This window comes from Streptomyces sp. NPDC111507, assembly GCF_055638955.1.
On the sequence record NZ_JBVKBU010000030.1, the window covers coordinates 40,477 to 56,332 of the forward strand.

14 protein-coding genes and 4 pseudogenes are annotated in these 15,856 nt (G+C 68.1%); 10 read left to right on the top strand and 8 right to left on the bottom strand.

Annotation, left to right across the window (positions count from 1 at the left end; translation table 11 throughout):
• Positions 1–8 precede the first annotated feature (8 nt).
• Both ACZ7M2_RS50325 and ACZ7M2_RS50330 read right to left on the bottom strand, forming a co-directional pair.
• Complete coding sequence (locus tag ACZ7M2_RS50325) at positions 9–860, bottom strand: class I SAM-dependent methyltransferase (protein WP_471601030.1); 852 nt, start codon at positions 858–860, stop codon at positions 9–11.
• 374 nt (positions 861–1,234) lie between these two features.
• Positions 1,235–2,128 carry a LysR family transcriptional regulator gene (locus ACZ7M2_RS50330; RefSeq protein WP_471601031.1) on the bottom strand — a complete coding sequence of 298 codons (894 nt, stop codon included), beginning with the start codon at positions 2,126–2,128 and terminating at the stop codon, positions 1,235–1,237.
• A 102-nt stretch (positions 2,129–2,230) separates the two neighbouring features.
• On the opposite strand from ACZ7M2_RS50330, the gene ACZ7M2_RS50335 reads away from it, so the two are divergent.
• Positions 2,231–3,319 (top strand): alcohol dehydrogenase catalytic domain-containing protein, encoded by a 1,089-nt coding sequence (locus tag ACZ7M2_RS50335; protein WP_471601032.1) that lies wholly within the window; start codon positions 2,231–2,233, stop codon positions 3,317–3,319.
• 1,055 nt (positions 3,320–4,374) lie between these two features.
• On the opposite strand, the gene ACZ7M2_RS50340 is transcribed toward ACZ7M2_RS50335, so the two are convergent.
• Positions 4,375–4,983 carry a hypothetical protein gene (locus tag ACZ7M2_RS50340; protein WP_471601033.1) on the bottom strand — a complete coding sequence of 203 codons (609 nt, stop codon included), beginning with the start codon at positions 4,981–4,983 and terminating at the stop codon, positions 4,375–4,377.
• Positions 4,984–5,814: 831 nt separating this feature from the next.
• On the opposite strand from ACZ7M2_RS50340, the gene ACZ7M2_RS50345 reads away from it, so the two are divergent.
• Positions 5,815–6,387 carry a DUF4097 family beta strand repeat-containing protein gene (locus tag ACZ7M2_RS50345; RefSeq protein ID WP_471601034.1) on the top strand — a complete coding sequence of 191 codons (573 nt, stop codon included), beginning with the start codon at positions 5,815–5,817 and terminating at the stop codon, positions 6,385–6,387.
• A 73-nt stretch (positions 6,388–6,460) separates the two neighbouring features.
• A pseudogene (locus tag ACZ7M2_RS50350) lies at positions 6,461–6,849 on the top strand (transposase); the annotation flags it as partial.
• Between the two features lie 141 nt (positions 6,850–6,990).
• Here ACZ7M2_RS50350 and ACZ7M2_RS50355 read toward each other — a convergent pair.
• The 4 genes from ACZ7M2_RS50355 to ACZ7M2_RS50370 all read right to left on the bottom strand — a co-directional run bounded on the left by ACZ7M2_RS50355 (position 6,991) and on the right by ACZ7M2_RS50370 (position 9,267).
• On the bottom strand, positions 6,991–7,356 hold the full coding sequence (locus ACZ7M2_RS50355) for a nitrile hydratase accessory protein (RefSeq protein ID WP_471601035.1): 366 nt from the start codon (positions 7,354–7,356) through the stop codon (positions 6,991–6,993).
• Positions 7,353–7,952 (bottom strand): nitrile hydratase subunit alpha, encoded by a 600-nt coding sequence (nthA, locus tag ACZ7M2_RS50360; RefSeq protein WP_471601036.1) that lies wholly within the window; start codon positions 7,950–7,952, stop codon positions 7,353–7,355. The genes ACZ7M2_RS50355 and nthA overlap by 4 nt, the downstream gene beginning before the upstream one ends.
• Entirely contained in the window at positions 7,949–8,614 is a 666-nt protein-coding gene (nthB, locus tag ACZ7M2_RS50365; RefSeq protein ID WP_471601037.1) for a nitrile hydratase subunit beta, read from the bottom strand. The genes nthA and nthB overlap by 4 nt, the downstream gene beginning before the upstream one ends.
• A gap of 332 nt (positions 8,615–8,946) precedes the next feature.
• Positions 8,947–9,267 (bottom strand): hypothetical protein, encoded by a 321-nt coding sequence (locus ACZ7M2_RS50370; RefSeq protein WP_471601038.1) that lies wholly within the window; start codon positions 9,265–9,267, stop codon positions 8,947–8,949.
• Here ACZ7M2_RS50370 and ACZ7M2_RS50375 point away from each other — a divergent pair.
• From ACZ7M2_RS50375 to ACZ7M2_RS50400, 6 genes and pseudogenes are all read left to right on the top strand, one after another.
• Positions 9,224–9,751 carry a WD40 repeat domain-containing protein gene (locus ACZ7M2_RS50375; protein ID WP_471601039.1) on the top strand — a complete coding sequence of 176 codons (528 nt, stop codon included), beginning with the start codon at positions 9,224–9,226 and terminating at the stop codon, positions 9,749–9,751. The genes ACZ7M2_RS50370 and ACZ7M2_RS50375 overlap by 44 nt on opposite strands.
• Positions 9,752–9,779: 28 nt before the next feature.
• Positions 9,780–9,988 (top strand): annotated as a pseudogene (locus tag ACZ7M2_RS50380) (transposase); the annotation flags it as partial.
• Between the two features lie 21 nt (positions 9,989–10,009).
• Positions 10,010–10,447, top strand: coding sequence for a cytidine/deoxycytidylate deaminase family protein (locus ACZ7M2_RS50385; RefSeq protein ID WP_471601040.1), 438 nt, complete (start codon positions 10,010–10,012; stop codon positions 10,445–10,447).
• 91 nt (positions 10,448–10,538) lie between these two features.
• Positions 10,539–12,452 (top strand): hypothetical protein, encoded by a 1,914-nt coding sequence (locus ACZ7M2_RS50390; RefSeq protein ID WP_471601041.1) that lies wholly within the window; start codon positions 10,539–10,541, stop codon positions 12,450–12,452.
• Between the two features lie 382 nt (positions 12,453–12,834).
• Positions 12,835–13,053, top strand: coding sequence for a hypothetical protein (locus ACZ7M2_RS50395; protein WP_471601042.1), 219 nt, complete (start codon positions 12,835–12,837; stop codon positions 13,051–13,053).
• Positions 13,054–13,085: 32 nt separating this feature from the next.
• A pseudogene (locus ACZ7M2_RS50400) lies at positions 13,086–13,925 on the top strand (IS5 family transposase); the annotation flags it as partial.
• Positions 13,926–14,057: 132 nt separating this feature from the next.
• Here the strand turns inward: ACZ7M2_RS50400 and ACZ7M2_RS50405 are convergent.
• A complete protein-coding gene (locus tag ACZ7M2_RS50405) occupies positions 14,058–14,330 on the bottom strand; it encodes a hypothetical protein (RefSeq protein WP_352053710.1) in 273 nt (90 codons plus the stop codon).
• 858 nt (positions 14,331–15,188) lie between these two features.
• On the opposite strand from ACZ7M2_RS50405, the pseudogene ACZ7M2_RS50410 reads away from it, so the two are divergent.
• Positions 15,189–15,356, top strand: a pseudogene (locus tag ACZ7M2_RS50410) (IS5/IS1182 family transposase); the annotation flags it as partial.
• Positions 15,357–15,856: the final 500 nt, after the last annotated feature.

A 15,856-nucleotide genomic window follows, 5' to 3' on the forward strand; every position in this document is an offset into this window, starting at 1 on the left:
GAGTCGCTCTACCGGCGGACCGCCGAGATCAGTCCGCCGGGCCGCTCCTCGCGTTGCGGCGGAGTGCTGATCGGGCGGCCGTAGGCGGCAGCGCACTCGCGCAGGGTGTGGCTGTCGGCCTCCCAGCCGTGCCCGGCCAGCCAGCCCACCGGGTCGTCGGGCATCTCCGAGACCCACATGGACGCCGCCGATCCCGGCACGGCGTCCGCGCCGAAGCGCTCGATCACCCCGCGCGAGCCCAACGTCAGGCCCAGCCGACTGCCCGCCGCCGACTGCGTGCTGATCCGGGCCATCAGTAGCTCCACCGCGTCCTCGGGCAGATAGATCAGTAGTCCTTCGGCGATCCACGCGGTCGGCACGGCCGGGTCGTGCCCCGCGGCGGCCAGCGCGCCTGGCCAGTCCTCACGCAGATCCACCGCGACGGTGATCCGCTCGCAGCGCGCGACGGCCCGCTCCTGGCGCAGCACCGAAGCTTTGAAGCCCAGTGGGGCGGCGGTGTCGACTTCGAACAGCCGGGTGCCCTCGGGCCAGTCCATCCGGAAGGCCCGGCTGTCCATGCCGGCGCCGAGCAGCACGACCTGCCGGACCCCGGACGCGGAGGCCTGCCGCAACAGGTCGTCGAGGAACTTCGTCCTGATGACGATGGAGAACGACACGGCCAGCCGGCGGCGTCGCGCGGCCTCGTCATCGGGCAGCGGCGGCGAGGAGGGCCACAGGCCGCCGGCGGCGGCGAAGGCCTGTGCCAGTGGGTCGCGGAACAGTGCGTTCTCCCGCTCGGTCTCCAGCGCCCGCACCCGGGCCACCCCCACCGCCGTGGCCCACACTCCCGACGGCTGCACCCTCTCCTGCTCATCAGTCACCGCGCCAGCCTAGATGATCGATCCCAGGGGACCTGATGAGTGGAGCTAGCTTCATGCGCAGCCAGCCGGTCATGCGCGCACTGACCGCCTACGACCACTAAAACCACCATTAGGCGAAGATCAACAGTCACCCTGCGTACGGGACCACACGAAGTGGACCAGAGCCCGAGTATTGAAGTCAGTTGTTCACGGGCCTGGGAGGTCCCCAGATCTACGGCCTGGTTATGTTCACGATTTTTGACGTCACTGGGTACTTGCGCGGGCAGCAGCGGGGTGCTCGTGCTGAAAGGGCCCTGGCCAATGCCGAGGTACACGTGATGGTGTGCGCCCTCGGCGGGCTACGGCACCGAATCTGACGGTCTCGGCGGCACGCATCAGGTGGTCGAGCAAATCGCTCGGGTGACGGCCGTGACCGCCGGGGTGGGGCGGCCGGGGAGTCGCGCCACGAGAACCCGGCGGATCTCGGGAGGTGCGCCTTCGACGTGCAGCAGGCTCACCCCGGGCGGCAGCACCGGCGAGAGCCCCGAGGGCACCGTTGTCACCCCGAAGCCACCGGCGACCAGATGAAGCTTCGTCAGCCAGTCGCGCGCGCAGTGGACGATGTCCGGCCGTCCGGGCAGGCCGGGCCAGACGCCGAGCAATGGCTCGGCGTCCGACGCCGGGGTGGCGATCCACGGGGCGTCGACCAGTTCGTCGACGTGCACCGCGGTGCGGCCGGCGAACTCTCCGGTCGAAGGCACCGCCACGACCAGTTCGGTGTCCGCAACGGTCTCGACGTGCAGGCGCGGCGACTCGCCGTCCAATGGCCGGTGGGGCGGGCGGGACGTCAGCACGGCGAGGTCGATCGAGCCCGCGCGCAGTGCCCGGATCAGGGAGGGCGTGGTGCCCTCGGTAGTCGTGACCGTGATCTGCGGGTCGGTCGCCGCGAGGCGGGTGAGTGAGAGAGGCAGGATGGCCGCGCCCGCGCTCAGGAACAGCCCGAGCCGCACCAGTTCGGTATGCGAGACGGTGCCGGTGAGGTCGCGCTCGGCCGCCGTCAGACAGTCCAGGATCGTGCGAGCGTGGCGCAACAGAGTCAGACCCGCGGGGGTGAGCCGCACTCCGTCGGGGCGGCGTTCGAACAGGGCGGTGCCCGCGCTTCGTTCGAGGGAGGCGGCCTGGCGTGAGACCGCCGACTGGGTGTAGCCGAGCCGGGTGGCTGCTGCGGTGAAGCTGCCGGACTCGGCGATCTGCCGCAGGACCCGTAGCCCTGTGCTGGAGATGTCCATGCGGCGTACGCATACCACAGATGCTGGATCGTCGCTTCCCGCATGCCCGCCGGGTTCCTAGTGTCGATCCCGACGAACACGGACGAACACGGAGGTCATCACGTGCGAGCAGCAGTTCTGACGCAGTTCGGTGCCCCGCTCACGGTGCGGGAGGTTGCCGACCCCGAGGTCGGCGGCGGCGAGGTGGTGGTCGAGGTCCTCGCCGCCAGCGTGGCGCCCTACGCGGCCGAGGTCTTCAGCGGCGAGCGGAACTACCCCCTGGTCCCTCCTGTCGTGCCCGGGATCGGCGGCGTGGGACGGGTCGTCCACGTGGGCCGGGACGCCACCCGGCTGCGCCCCGGCAACCTGGTGTGGTGCGACTCCACGGTGCGCTCGCGGGACGACGCCCTGACGCCCGACATCACGCTCCAGGGCTGGAGCTCCCGCGGCGAGGGCGGCGCGCGCCTCGCCCGGTACCTGCACGACGGATCGTTCGCCGAGCTCATGCGGGTCCCGACGGAGAACGTCTTCCCGCTGCCCGCAGCGGCGGGGGACGACCCGGCCCGCTGGGCCGCGCTCGGCGTGCACGTCATCCCCTACGGCGGGCTGCTGGCCGGCGGGCTCGCAGCCGGTGAGACGCTGCTCGTCAGCGGGGCCACCGGCAACCTCGGCAGCAGTGCGGTCGCGGTCGCGCTCGCCATGGGAGCGGGCCGCGTGGTCGCCCCAGGCCGCAGCCGGGCCGCGCTCGACCTCCTCGCCGACCGGTTCGGTCCGCGTGTGCGCCCGGTCCCGCTCACCGGGGACGAGGCCGGCGACCGCGCGGCGATGTTCGCGGCGGCCGACGGCCCGATCGACATGGTGATCGACCTGCTACCGCCGAGCGCACCCAGCCCGGCAGCGCGCATGGCGGCCATGACCGTGCGCGAGTACGGCCGTGTCGTTCTCATGGGCGGCGTCGGCATGCTCGGTGGCGACGACCTCGCACTCCCGTACCCATGGATCATGCGCAACTCGATCACCGTGCGCGGCCAGTGGATGTACCCGCGTACAGCGAACGTCGGCATCATCCGGCTGATCGCCTCGGGCACCCTGGACCTCGCCCCCGAACGGGTCCGGTCGTTCGGCCTCAACGCCGTCAACGACGCCGTCACGTACGCCGCCTCGCATGGTGGCCCGTTCGACCGCACCGCCCTCACCCCACCGGCTCGCTGACAAGACCCGACTGATCCCTACATGTCAGCGCCATGCCCCCCGCCCTCACGAGCGCAGGCCGACATACTGCTGTGTCAGCGGCCAGTTGAGATTCCCCACTCGCGGTCATCTGATGGTGAGTCATATGGCCGCGAGTGGGGGATTACTGTGAGTAGCGATTCGTTGAGGGGTATCCGATGTGGGCATCCCCTGAACCGCCGTCCCCGGCCCACGGTCGAGCCCGACCTCAAGGCCCGCAGTTGGCTGTTCGGCGTTGGTCGGCATCTCAGAACGGCCGGACTCGGGCTTCGGCGGCAGAGGCTAGTCCCCGGCCAGCTCCATCAGCACGCGGCCGGAGATGCGCCGTTCCTGCATGCCGAGGCCCTGATTCAGATCCTTGCAGTGGGCCTGTGCAGCACCATGACGCTGACGCCGAAGACGGCCAGCCCGGCCAGCGCCGCGCTGGCTGCGGGCCCGCCGCCGAGGACGGTCAGGCCGCCGGCGACCAGTCCGCCACGGGAGCAACGCGGCCGTCACGAGATTCGCCGCCGGTCACGCAGCGTTGCCAACATCGTTTGGGTGGGAGCACAGATGGCCGCCGTTGGGGACCGCCAGTGGGGAGTTGCCGTCCGTACCCGGGGAGATGTTCTTGGCCACTGACACTGCTGCTATTTCTCGTGAACAACCATGAGCCTCAAGATCACCAACTGCTGCCCGAACGGACGAACAATCGCTGCTATTTGAAATGAACGAAGCCAAACGTGCAATGCCAGTGTCTCGATGGTGCTTTTCAAGCTGTGAGGCCGGGCGGAGTGGTGCAGACGCTGGAACGGAGAGTCCTCGGCGTTGCTGATGTCTCATGAGACATGCAGAACGTGTAGATCGCACGTTCGGTGATCCCGGAGGAGTCGATCAACACCTCCGATGGTGCGTTCCCCGACGCAGTGGCCTACAGCCCAGTCGGGGCGGCAGCGTATCCGGACGCAGAGAAACGATTCCCAGCAGCCGATCAGGGGTCCTCGGCGATGACGTATCTACGGGGCAGCTGATGAGCAAGGCACGCGTCGGGTGGGGCATCAGCTTTGGGTATCGGCGCGAGGGGCGAGGGTCTTCCAGCGGCGCTCAAAGTCGTGGGCTTGTCTCGTGATGTCGGTGGCAGTGAGGGGGTTGTTGTACTGGGCGGTGATCCCGCGGGTTGCGCAGTCCTGCGCAACGGCGTCGGCCAAGGGGGCCTCATGGCGCATCCGGTGCTCGGCCCAGACGTTGTACGCACGGAAGGGCAGGAGGTATCTGCGCAGTGTGGACGGGCTGATCGGCTTCCCACTGCGGCCTTTCACACCCTTCGCGGCGAGGTAGGCGGACAGTTGCTTGTCAGTGGGCTCGGCGCCGTGCTGTTTCTGGTGCTCCACCCATGCGAGGTAGTAGCGGTCGACGGTGGTGAGGTCGCCTTCGTTGTTCGCCTCCGCGGGCGCGGTTTCCCTATCGGTGATAGCGGCGTTTACCCGGAGGCCTTGCTTTCCCTCTGTGACCTGTGCTCCCACGATGGCGGGTGTCTGCTGGGCATCAGTCTCGGCAGAGGCGGGTGCTGGAGGTGTCGGTGCGTCGGCTTCATGGTCCGCCTCTTCGCCCTGCGATTCACTGTCGCCGAACTCGCGCTCCTGGGGGAGGGGCTGGTAGGTCCGCACTGGCCTCCTCCGGGAAGCGCGCAGCCCCGGAGGTTGCCGGGACCGTCTGGGGTTGGGTCTCCGGAAAGCGTTGGCACTCGCGCGACGTCCGGGGCCGCTGTCCGTCCGATGGGCACGCGGCGAGAAAGTCGGTCTGTTGCTCCCGCCTTGCGGGAGGGCACACCGCTCGGCCTGTTTGATCAGGTCAGGACCGTGTGGCGTGGCCTTCATGACGGATATCGCGAAGATCATCACTGTTCAGATGCGCCAGTACTACCTGCGCTGGGTCATCCTTGGTGGCGGCCGCTCCCGGCCCGAAAACCGCTGCGGGTCGCCCAGGTGGAGGCTGGTGTCCCGGCCGGGAGATGCGGCACCAGGCGCTACTCGCGCATGCACAGCGACGGAGGGTGTCGCACCCAGGTGCGGCACCCTCCAGTTTCAGGAGAGTGAAAGAGCGTAGTCCGTCGGAATCAGCATGCAGCGGATCGTACGGTGCGTCTCCGGGTGAGTTCGCGTAGTCGGTCGTAGCGGTCCCTTCTGGTGGAGGCCTTGGGAGTATCCCTCCACGGCGGCCCTGAAGGACGGCCTAGTACTGGCCCTGGGGGTTTCCCAGTGGCGGCGGGAAAGCGGTTGCGTAGGATCGGGGTGACTGATTCACCGATTCAACTCGCTTTGCACGGGGGGACTTTCATGCAATGTCCACAAGCGCGCACTCTTACAGTGGCGGCTCTGGCTGCTCTCACAGTCAGCGGGCTGTCCTCGTGCTCGTCCCTCAGCCAGAAGACCTTCGAGGACGACGCCAAGGAGCCTCAGAGAATCACCTCAATCCGTCTTGACAGCGGGAACGGAGATGTGAAGGTAGACGCTTCGGCCGACACTTCCACGTTCTCCGTGCATCGCAAGGTCAACTACCGCGGTGACAAGCCGAGTGGCACGTCCTTCCGCGTCGCGGACGGCGTCTTGGTGCTGTCCGGCTGCGGCAAGAACTGCGGCGTCGACTACATCGTCAAAGTGCCTGCCGGTCTTCCGGTGACGGGAGGCACGTCCAACGGTGGCCTCACACTGACCGATGTGGGCGCGGTCGATGTGCACACAAGCAACGGTGAGATCGCGGTGACCAACGCCACGGGCCCCGTGAAGCTACGCACGTCCAACGGTGACGTCGACGTCGAGGACGTCAAGGGCGGCGGCATCGACACGCAGACATCGAACGGCGAGGTGACGATCCAGACGGCCACCCCGCAGGACATCAAGGCTCGCACGACCAGCGGCAACCTCACGGTCACCGCACCGCCTGCCAAGTACCAGATCTCAGCGAACGACTCCCACGGTGACAAGAACGTGGCGTTCAAGAACGACCCGTCAGGCACGTACCGCCTGGATCTGTCGACAACGAGCGGTGACTTGACCGTGAAGTCGGCTTGAGGTCGTTTGTCCGAGGCTTGATCGCAAGCGCGAGAAGCACTCCCGGCCTCGAACGGTTGGACTTGTCGAGGGCCTGGATCGCGGCACGGAAAGGAGCACTGCTCAGGTAAAACAGCGTAGCGAGTCGTATCCGCGTGTCCGTGTCGAGGGCGGCGGTCGCGCAGTGGTCTCACAAGCTGGGGCCGTGCTTCTGGTGGAGACGGTCCGCAAGACGGGCCTGGACGCCGATATCGGCGGGGCTGGCGCCATGGCGCAAATTCCGGGCGGTGCACGATCGGGGCAAGATCCTGTTGGATGTCGCGCTCATGGTCGCCCTCGGCGGGCACTGTCTGGCTGATGTCGGGATGCTGCGGGCCGAGCCGGCCGTGTTCGGCGGTGGCCTCCGACTCGACGGTCTTCCGGCCGATCGACACCCTTGCCGTGGGCGGGAAGCATGCCCTGGCCGCGATCCGCACGGTCCAGCTGCTGGTCGGGCAGGTGGCCCGACAGTCGCAGCGCAGCGGTGATCAGAGCGTCGACCAGCCCTTGTGTTCACTCGCCCGGGGGGTTCCCTAGGAGGGCGCCGACAAGTCGGCAGGGGAGAGTGCCAGGCGAGCGTTGGGGTCAGTGCGGGTGGTCGTGGTGGTCGTCGTGGTCACGGTGGTCGTGGCCCGGGGGGCGTTGCGCCAGGGCTCGGGCGCGTGCGGTGACCTCGTCCGTGGACACGGCGCACAGGCCGGCGAGAACGTCCTCGAGAGCAGCCAGCCACAGCTGGTAGTAGTTGTAGGGCTCGTGCTGCGCCGCCGTGTTCTCCCAGGCTTTGATCCGGGCGATCAGTGCGCCCTGGAATTCCGGCCAGGTGAACGTACCTGCCTCGTAGAGGCTGACGGCCATACCGAAAGCGCGACTCTCCCACGGCTCGGCGAAGACCAGCTCGCCGTTGGAGCGAGGCGGTGCGGCGGGGCCCTCGATGTCCAGCGGCATGGTCATGATGCCTCCACCTTGGCTACGCCGACCATCGCGTCCCGAGTCACCAGCGGCACGAGTTCCTCCTCGGACAGGTGCTCGGTGCCGCCGGGACGCTCAGGCAGCACCAGCCAGCGCACCTCGCTGGTGGAGTCGCGGACGGTGATTTGTACATCGTCGGCCAGCTCCAGTCCCATCTCGGACAGCACCGCACGCGGTTCCTTCACCACCCGCGCGCGATATGCGGGATCCTTGTACCAGCTCGGCGGCAGGCCGAGCACCGGCCAGGGGTAGCACGAGCACAGCGTGCAAACCACCACGTTGTGAGTGGTCGCGGTGTTCTCCACAACGACGATGTGCTCGCCCTGGAACCCTCCGAAGCCCAGCTCCTTGATGGCGGCCGTGCCGTCCTCGAGCAACCGGCGACGGTAGTCGGGGTCCGTCCAGGCCCTGGCGACGACCTTCGCGCCGTTGAGCGGACCCACGTTGGTCTCATAGGTGGCGATGAGCCCGTTCATCATCTTCGGGTCGATCAGGCCCCGCTCGGTGAGCAATTGCTGGAGCGCCTCGGTACGCAGGGCCACGGAAAGATGCTCGGCCGATCCGTTGGTGGTGGTCATGAGGCGGTCTCCAGGTAGCTCTCGAACAGCTCGATGGTGAGCTCGAAGGGTTCGGCGTCGGCGCCCCACAGGTCGTGCGAGTCGAACCGAACCGAGTAGACGTACTGCGGGTTCTCGCCCAGGAAGTGCGCGTTGGTGTCCGGCAGCACGCCGGCGGGCTGAATGATGTCAACAACGCCAACATGCCCGCGCACATAGTGCGGCAGCCTGGTGTGTCCGGCGGGCGACATGTCCTTGGTGCGTACGCGCTCGCCGACGGCGAACACGGGTGCGGCGTCGATGGAGCGCAGGCTGCCCTCGGCGGTGGGCGCGTAGTCGGGCTTGGCCGGTTCCGGGATCGGGGGTTCCTCCACGTGCTCGCCGCGGAGGTTGCGCGCGCGGGCGTCGATCGCGCCCGGCGCCAGGATGGCACTGTCGATGAGCCTCAGCTCTCCGGCGTTGAGCCAGCGCCCGTAGTAGCCGTCGTCGATGTAGTGCGCTCGGTCCAGGCGTTCCAGCGCGTGTCGGAAGGAGTCCAGGTTTCCCCCCGATACCCGGTTCGCGAGGATCGCGAGCGCGAATGCTCGACCCTCCCAGGACTCCTTGAAAACAGGTTCATCCTGTCTCGGCGGATACATGGAGCCCCATCCTGGGGTTCCTCCCATATCGGCGATACCATCCATGGCATAACCTCTCAGATATCCGCAATAACAGACATATCCACTCGAATCTTATTCGATTGGCGCCCCGGGTGTCGCGGTGTAGGCCGCCCGAATCCATCGGTGATGGCAGATGTGCCGGCATGTTGTCGGCGCCAGGATGCAGCTGTCGGCATGACATCCTGGACTCGGACGTACGCCGCCCTCGATGTCCACGCAAGAGACGACCGCACTACCGGCCGGCCGCGGACCCCAAGGATTTACAAGATGTCCCGGATGTGTCCTGGTGTGGCACCCGCTTCTGGCCTGGGTGGTGCCGTTGTCGGGTGACTCGAGGTTTTGGTCTGGGGGAATTCCTACTTCGTCAGGGTGCCAGCCAGCTGGCTGTCGTGGACGTGCGTCGAGTTGTCGAGCAGTTGGGCGACGCGGATCGGCTTGTCTGCCGCGTGCTTGTGGCTGGGGTCGCCGTAGTAGGTCATGGCGTACGGGTGGGCGAAGTTTGCGGTGGAGCCGCCAGCGCGGTTCAGGACGGTCGGCTGTCCCGCCGTCGCTACGCCGTGGGAAACGGTCTCGACAGAGCCGGGGTTGGCGGCCGTGCCGAACTTGGCGCTGAAGATCTCCAGGCGGGCGAAGGTGGAGGCGCTGGCGGTCAGCCCGGACGGAACGTGGCTCGCCACCGCTGGCGGCCTGTACGAGAGTAACGGCGAAGGGATCGTGCGCATGTGGGACCGGACTTCCGGCACCTGCACGGCCACCCCCACCGGACACCGCGGCCGAGTGGGGGCGCTCACGAGCAGCCCGGACAGCACCTGGCTCGCCATCACCAGCGGCAGCAAGTACGGCGACGGCGCGACGGAACGCTGCGAATCTGGAACACCACGACACGCAGCCTTGCGGCCCTCACACGAGCCGAATCGGCGCTCTACTCGTGCGCTTGTGGACCCACGCACGACCTTGCAGTGGGAGGTGCGCTGGGGCTGTACCTCTTTTTTCAACTGCAGGTTCAACCCGGGCTTCCGCCTCCACGGTCACAACATCGCCGAGGTCGCACGGGGTACATCACACCGTTGCGACGCCGGATGTCAGTCCGCTGGTTGCGTAGAGACGTTGGTTATGCTGCCCAGCCCTCCTGATCGGTCCGGGCTCGCGCTTCCTGGATGAACCGTTCGAACTTGACGGGCGGTTTCCCGTCGAGATCGCCCGCTCCCCGACCAACTCCTCATGGCTCAACCGCATCGAGGCCAGGATCACCGCCCTGCGTCACTTCACCCTCGACGGCACCGACCACCCCACCCACAGGCCCAGAGCAGCATGATCCGCCGCTACATCATCTGGCGGAAGAAGCACATCACCGATATTCGCTTGCGCACCATCGTCACTCGCGCCAACGTCGCCTGACACCGCACGAAGGCAGAGAAGATGACCACACATCCCCACCCCGTCGACCACGAACTCATCCAGGCCGCGGCCCATGTCGCGCGCACTCGTTGCCAGGGCGACAACCACACCATGGCGGCCGCGGCCCGCGCCCGGGACGGCCGGATCATCACCGCGGTAAACGCCTACCACTTCACCGGAGGTCCGTGCGCGGAGTTGGTCCTCATCGGCACGGCGGCTGCCCAGGGCGCCTACGAGCTGGACACGATCGTCGCCGCGGGCGACCGCGACCGGGGGGTCGTTCCCCCATGTGGCCGGTGCCGCCAAGTCCTTCTCGACTATTTCCCAGCCCTGAAGGTCATCGTCGGCGCAGGCGACCATCTCCGAACCGTCTCTATTACCGACCTGCTTCCCGAAAGCTACGTCTGGGCCGACCACCAACTCGACGCAGAGCAAACCCCGCCACTCAGCACGAGCTGACACCGCCGGGCAGCAACAGAGCCAACGGTGCCTGATACGGCACTGGACCCGGGCCCGGGCCCGGCCGGCTGACACCCCTAAGATCGCGGCCATGGACGAACGAGAGGTCGGCGTGCCCTGGCACGTACTCGAAGGCGTCCCGGCCGGGCGGGAGGAGATACCCGGCCTGTTGCGCGGTTTGACGATCCCCGGGCGTCGCCGCAGCGCATGGCGGCGGCTGGAAAAGAGGCTGGGCTGGAGCACCGCTGACCCGGTCTTCGCCCACGTGGCAGCCCGCCTGTTCGCCATGCTCCCGGAATCCGACCGCCGGCTGCGCTGCGAGGTGCTCGAACTCCTGGCCCGGCGCGCCTGGACCTGTCGGCGTCCCGTCGGCGTGCACTTCATGTCCCACACGGTGTTCGCGTCCAGTGGGCACCACGTGGTGCCCTTCGTGGCTGACCGGGCGGCTGCGGTACGGACCCGCGCGGCCTGGGTCCTGCGTGAGCTTCCCGATGACGACCCCGCGGCCCTCGACGCCCTGAGGCGCCAGGCCGCCGTGGAAAGCGACCCGACGGCTCTCGTCTCCGAACTGCTCGCGGTGGGAAGGTATGCGGGATCCGGCACCGGCACCTGGGATCCGGCGGAGGTCGCGGCGTGGCTACGGCCGTGGTTGCACCATGGGAATGCCCACGTCCGGCTGGCGGCTGCGAAGGCGGTGCTGACGGCGGGCGTCCCCGCAGCGGTGACGGGGACCGGCCGCACCGTGGCCCGGACTGTGTCCGTGGCCGGGGAGCACCCACCGGCGGATGCACCGTGGAAACCCGTCCGCCACGTCTCGGTGGCCCAGTTCGCGGACTTGATGGCCCCGTACCCGCAAGAGGCGGCGGCCCTGGTGCACGGACTGGCCCGCCACCATAGCGCGGACCTGCGGGCGAAGGCTCTGCTGGCGGCGGGCATCCAGCTTGGCCACTGGCGGAGTCCGGCGCCGGACCTGTGGGAGACGGTGGCCATGGGCCTGGAGGATGAGACGCGCGTGGCCTCCGCCGCCCTGGAAGTCCTCGCCCGGGGCGGCCGGGCCGTGGCCCCGTACGCGGACCGGGTCTTCCGCTTCGTCGAGCGCTCTGGAGTCGGCGCCCAGACGCAGGACAACGACACCGCAGTGACGGCGCTGATCGCCATGGAGGACGACCGGGCGCCGTTCCTGTACCGGGAGCGCCTCGGGAACTACCAGCTGAACGTCGACGGGCTTCCGGGGCGTTGGGCGACGGAGCTGCTCCCGGCCTTCCGCGCGCGGCTCGCCCGGGGCCCCGAGGCCAGCGGCGTCCCCGAGGTGCTGCACGTCCTCGCCCAGTGGGGTCCGGCCGCCGCCCCGGCCGTGCGCGAACTGGCGGCCCTGCTGGACACGCCGTCCGCTCGCCCGGCCGCCGAGGCGCTGGGCCAGATCGGCCCGGCCGCCGCGGGGGCGGCCGGTCAGCTCGCCCGCCTCGCCACGGGCGAAGCACGGCCGCGGCGCTTCGCCTTCGACTCCGATCGCCCGCCGAACCGCTGGCACGGCGAGCAGACCGCTGCCTGGGCCCACTGGCGGATCACCGGTGACCCGGAACTGGCTCTGCGGGTGTCCGGCGCGGCCGTACGGGCAGGGCTCGGTCGCCCGGTCCTGCGCTACCTGGCAGACCTGGGTCCCCTGGCCACGGCCTACGCCGACGCCGTCCGCCCGCTGCTCGACGGCCAAGGGGAGTGGAGCCGGATCGGGGCGGCTGAGGCCTGGTGGCGGATCACCGGTGACCCGGCCCCCGCCGTGGCGGCCTTGCTGCCGGAGCTGGCACCGCTGGCCGCCCACCGTGCACCCGGCCCGGTCCTGCGGACGGTGCGGGTACTCGGCTCGATCGGCACCCCCGCGGCCGCCGCTCTCCCCACCCTGCACGCGGTGACAGCCTCGCCCCGCCGCTACGGCGGAAGCATCCTCGTGGACGAGGAACTGTGCCGGATCGTCCGCACGGCACTGGCACGCATCGGCCAGGTGTAGTGACCCGCAGCGCTGTTGACGCGACCGATGGGTGGCTCGCCGCCGAGTGCAGTGTGGACGGTGGTGTAGGTGTGAGGGAAGTCCGCTCGCGAGCCTTCGCCGGCCCCCACCCGGTCACGAAACCGTGAAACGGCGAGCCCAAGCCCTGTACGCGCGGCGTCGGCTTCCCGTGAACAGCACGGCGGGTCCAGGATTTCGTCTGCACAGGCGCCAGCTGTCGTGCGAAGCCTCAGTGCTGTGGTCGGGAGCCTTTTGGTTGGCCAGTTGAGCGAAGCCCCGGAGAGCTGGCGCATGACACGCGATGACCTCTGCACGATGTCCACCGAGGAGACGCCGGCATGTGGCTCCGCTCGAGAGGCCCTGCTCTCCGGAGGCGCCTTCGATGTCAGGCCTCGCTGAGACGGTCGGCATCCTCGAAGCCACAGGAGACGAACTTCTTCGCATCGGCTCTATCGGGACGGCGGAGCAGACACGGACGTTCACGCTCTTTCTCAACGCCGCCGCCAATACAGTGCTGGCCTGCACTGGCGTCGACCGCACCTCGCACGAAAGGGACTGCCGGAAGCCGAACGCTCAGCTGGCCAACCAGGGCGTGTTGTGAAAGTGGATCAAGGTCGTGGACGCTCACTGGTCGTGAGGCGTGATGACCTGACGGACGGTCAGTTGGCCCAGTCGAAGCCGTGGCTGCCGCATGGCAAGAAGCCGGGCCAGCCACCGACGTGCTCGCGTAGGCGGCTGATCGACGGCATGAGGTGGCGGACCCTGGCGGGACGTGCCCGAGCGGTACGGGCCCTGGGACCGTGTCTACGACCTGTTCCGACGCCGGCAACGGGGCGGCACCTGGAAGCGGATCTTCGTGCAGCTGCAAGCCGAGGCCGATGCGAAGGGTCTGATCACATGGGATGTGAGCGTGGACTCCACGGTCGCTCGGGCTCACCAACACGCTGCCGGCGCGCGTAAAAGGGGGCACTGCGGAAGGAGCCTCCCGGCGGCGTCTTCACCAAGCCCGACGACCACGGCCTCGGGCGGTCGCGCGGCGGGCTGACCGCCGAACTGCACCTGACTGTGGAGCAGAGCCGAAGGCCTCTATCGCTGCTGATCACTGCCGGACAGCGGCATGACAGCCCGCAGTTCCAGCCGGCCCTGGAGGGCATCCGGGTGCCCCACATGGGCCCGGACCGGCCACGGACCAAGCCGGACAGGGTCCGCACGGACAAGGCGTACGGCTCCCGTGCGAACTGGACCTACCTGCGCAGACGCGGGATCGGATGCACGATCCCGGAGAAGGCCGACCAGGTCCGCAACCGCCAGAAATTCGGGACGCGCGGCGGTCGCCCGCCCAAGTTCGACAAGGACGACTACAAGGAGCGCCACGCGGTGGAATGCGGCATCAACCGGCTCAAGCGCCACCGGGCCATGGCCACGAGATACGAGAAAACTGCGGTCCGCCACGAAGCGATGGTGCTGGTCGCGGGTCGTCCACGCATGCCGGACCGGCATGCGTTGTGCGGGACGCAGGCGACGTGCACGTCACGGACGACGGGCCGCGGGCCCGGACCGCTCCTCGCGATCCGAGCCCGCGGCCCGTGTGCCACCCTGGCGTCGTCAGACCGTGGGGAGCCCGCCGGCGTTCTGCACCTCGGACAGCGCCCTCTTGACGGTGACCTTCGCGAAGTAGCCGGCGCCGAAGAATATGCACTGGACGACGTACCAGAACTTCTCCGCCCCGGTCATCTCGACCAGCCCGTACTCGCTCAGCGCCTTCTTCACCGGGACCTTCTGGAAGTAGGCGGCACCGAAGTAGATGCAACCCAGGACGTACCAGAACTTCTCCCAGGATGTGTTGGTGCCCTGACCGAGGTACTGCCGTTCTGCCATGACGTTCTCTGCCTTCCGATGACCGTGGGAATCCGGGGAAACACGCCGATCCGGACCCTTGCTGGTAGCAGTCGCGCGCAGGCGGGGACGCCTGACGGCATGCTGCAGCACGAGTCGAGATGGTTTGGGTGATGTGCACTTGGCACGGTGCCAGTCATCATGACGGCCAGCCGCCCCCCGGATGTGCATGCCGCAGCATAGGGCAAGAGACCTTGCTCGTCACCTTAGGTGCCCCAAAGTCAGAAGCGCAGCTCCGAGCTGGGCTGGGAAGCACCACCAGGGTGCCTTGAACCAGGCGACAGCGGGATGGTGACATCGGCGGTCGTCAGTCTGTCCGCGTGATCCCCACCGACGATCGTCAGCTCCCTCCGGCACCCGCCGCGGCGTTGGCGCTTGCGTTCCGCTAGACGACGGCATGGAGATCGACTTCGAACCCTTCCCGGCCCCCATGTCCACTGAGGAGCCACCGACTGGTTCCGGGCCTGGACCGGCAACGCGGAGCTGAGTTGACGATGCGGCGTCGCCCTCCTGTCTGCTGTCACGGTGTCCGGCCGAGTGCCGCATCAGCCCACGACTGATGCGGACAGGTAGGCCCTCCCAAGACGCACCGTGTCATTCACAGCGCCCAACGTGTGGCTACGCCGCCGATGAGTGTCGGGATCGTGGGACCGGCCGGAGTCTCATCGTCGTCGCACGTTCAGACGCTGTTCGACTTGAATGACTGTGGCGCCTTCCGCGTCCTTGAACCTTTTCAGCGAGGCCACTGGTCGGGTGAGGAATCGGTGTCCGCAACGGACAAGGCTCCCGTGCCGTTGAGGGAGGTGTTCGAAGTCTCAACTCACCAGTGCAGGAGCCTTGTTGGGTTTCCGCCCTGCCGCACTCGACCTGCTTCACGCGCTGGTCGAGTGGGTGACGATGCGCATCGTCACCCGGGAGCGTGACCGTCGCTGCAAGCTTCCGCCGCACCGGCGCGCGCTGGGCGGGCTGGTGTACCTGCGCCGGCATGACACCCTCACGCCGATCGCGCGCCCGGCCTCACAAGACTCACGGTGTATGTCGAGCGGGTCAATCATGGTGCAACCTCTGCTCGGCCGGAGTCACAGTTCCTGCTGGCAGATCAGCCTACCGGTGGCTGCGGCGCCGACTTTTCAGCACTCCACGAGGAACGCTCATGGGTATCCTCGCTCACTCGAATCGGCATCGCCAGTGACACATGATGGCCGTCACCGCGGCCGTGATTGCCTCAATCGCGCTCAGCGTTCCTGGTGCGACATCGGCGCGCACAACGCCCGAAGGCGCTCTGTCTGACGTTTCCTTGTCGCCTCGGGCGGTGAATCAGGCCGACCGACCGACTCTGTGGACCTATGAGTTCAATGGTCATTCGAAGCTCGGCGGCGCTAACTACACCACGAACAGCCGGGTCTTCGTTGCCGCTGAGGTTGAAAGGGTGGGGTGACAGTCGGCGTTGGCGGTGCTACATCCTCGTCATGAGGTACGCGGATAGCGGTGGTCTGACCGCCGTGGGG

Excerpts from the sequence above, each read along its gene's own strand:
- ACZ7M2_RS50355 (WP_471601035.1), bottom strand. The coding sequence starts at position 7,356 with ATGACCATGCCGCTGGACATCGAGGGCCCCGCCGCACCGCCTCGCTCC.
- ACZ7M2_RS50385 (WP_471601040.1), top strand. The coding sequence starts at position 10,010 with ATGACCACACATCCCCACCCCGTCGACCACGAACTCATCCAGGCCGCG.
- nthB (WP_471601037.1), bottom strand. The coding sequence starts at position 8,614 with ATGGATGGTATCGCCGATATGGGAGGAACCCCAGGATGGGGCTCCATG.
- ACZ7M2_RS50405 (WP_352053710.1), bottom strand. The coding sequence starts at position 14,330 with ATGGCAGAACGGCAGTACCTCGGTCAGGGCACCAACACATCCTGGGAG.
- nthA (WP_471601036.1), bottom strand. The coding sequence starts at position 7,952 with ATGACCACCACCAACGGATCGGCCGAGCATCTTTCCGTGGCCCTGCGT.
- ACZ7M2_RS50330 (WP_471601031.1), bottom strand. The coding sequence starts at position 2,128 with ATGGACATCTCCAGCACAGGGCTACGGGTCCTGCGGCAGATCGCCGAG.
- ACZ7M2_RS50395 (WP_471601042.1), top strand. The coding sequence starts at position 12,835 with ATGTCAGGCCTCGCTGAGACGGTCGGCATCCTCGAAGCCACAGGAGAC.
- ACZ7M2_RS50390 (WP_471601041.1), top strand. The coding sequence starts at position 10,539 with ATGGACGAACGAGAGGTCGGCGTGCCCTGGCACGTACTCGAAGGCGTC.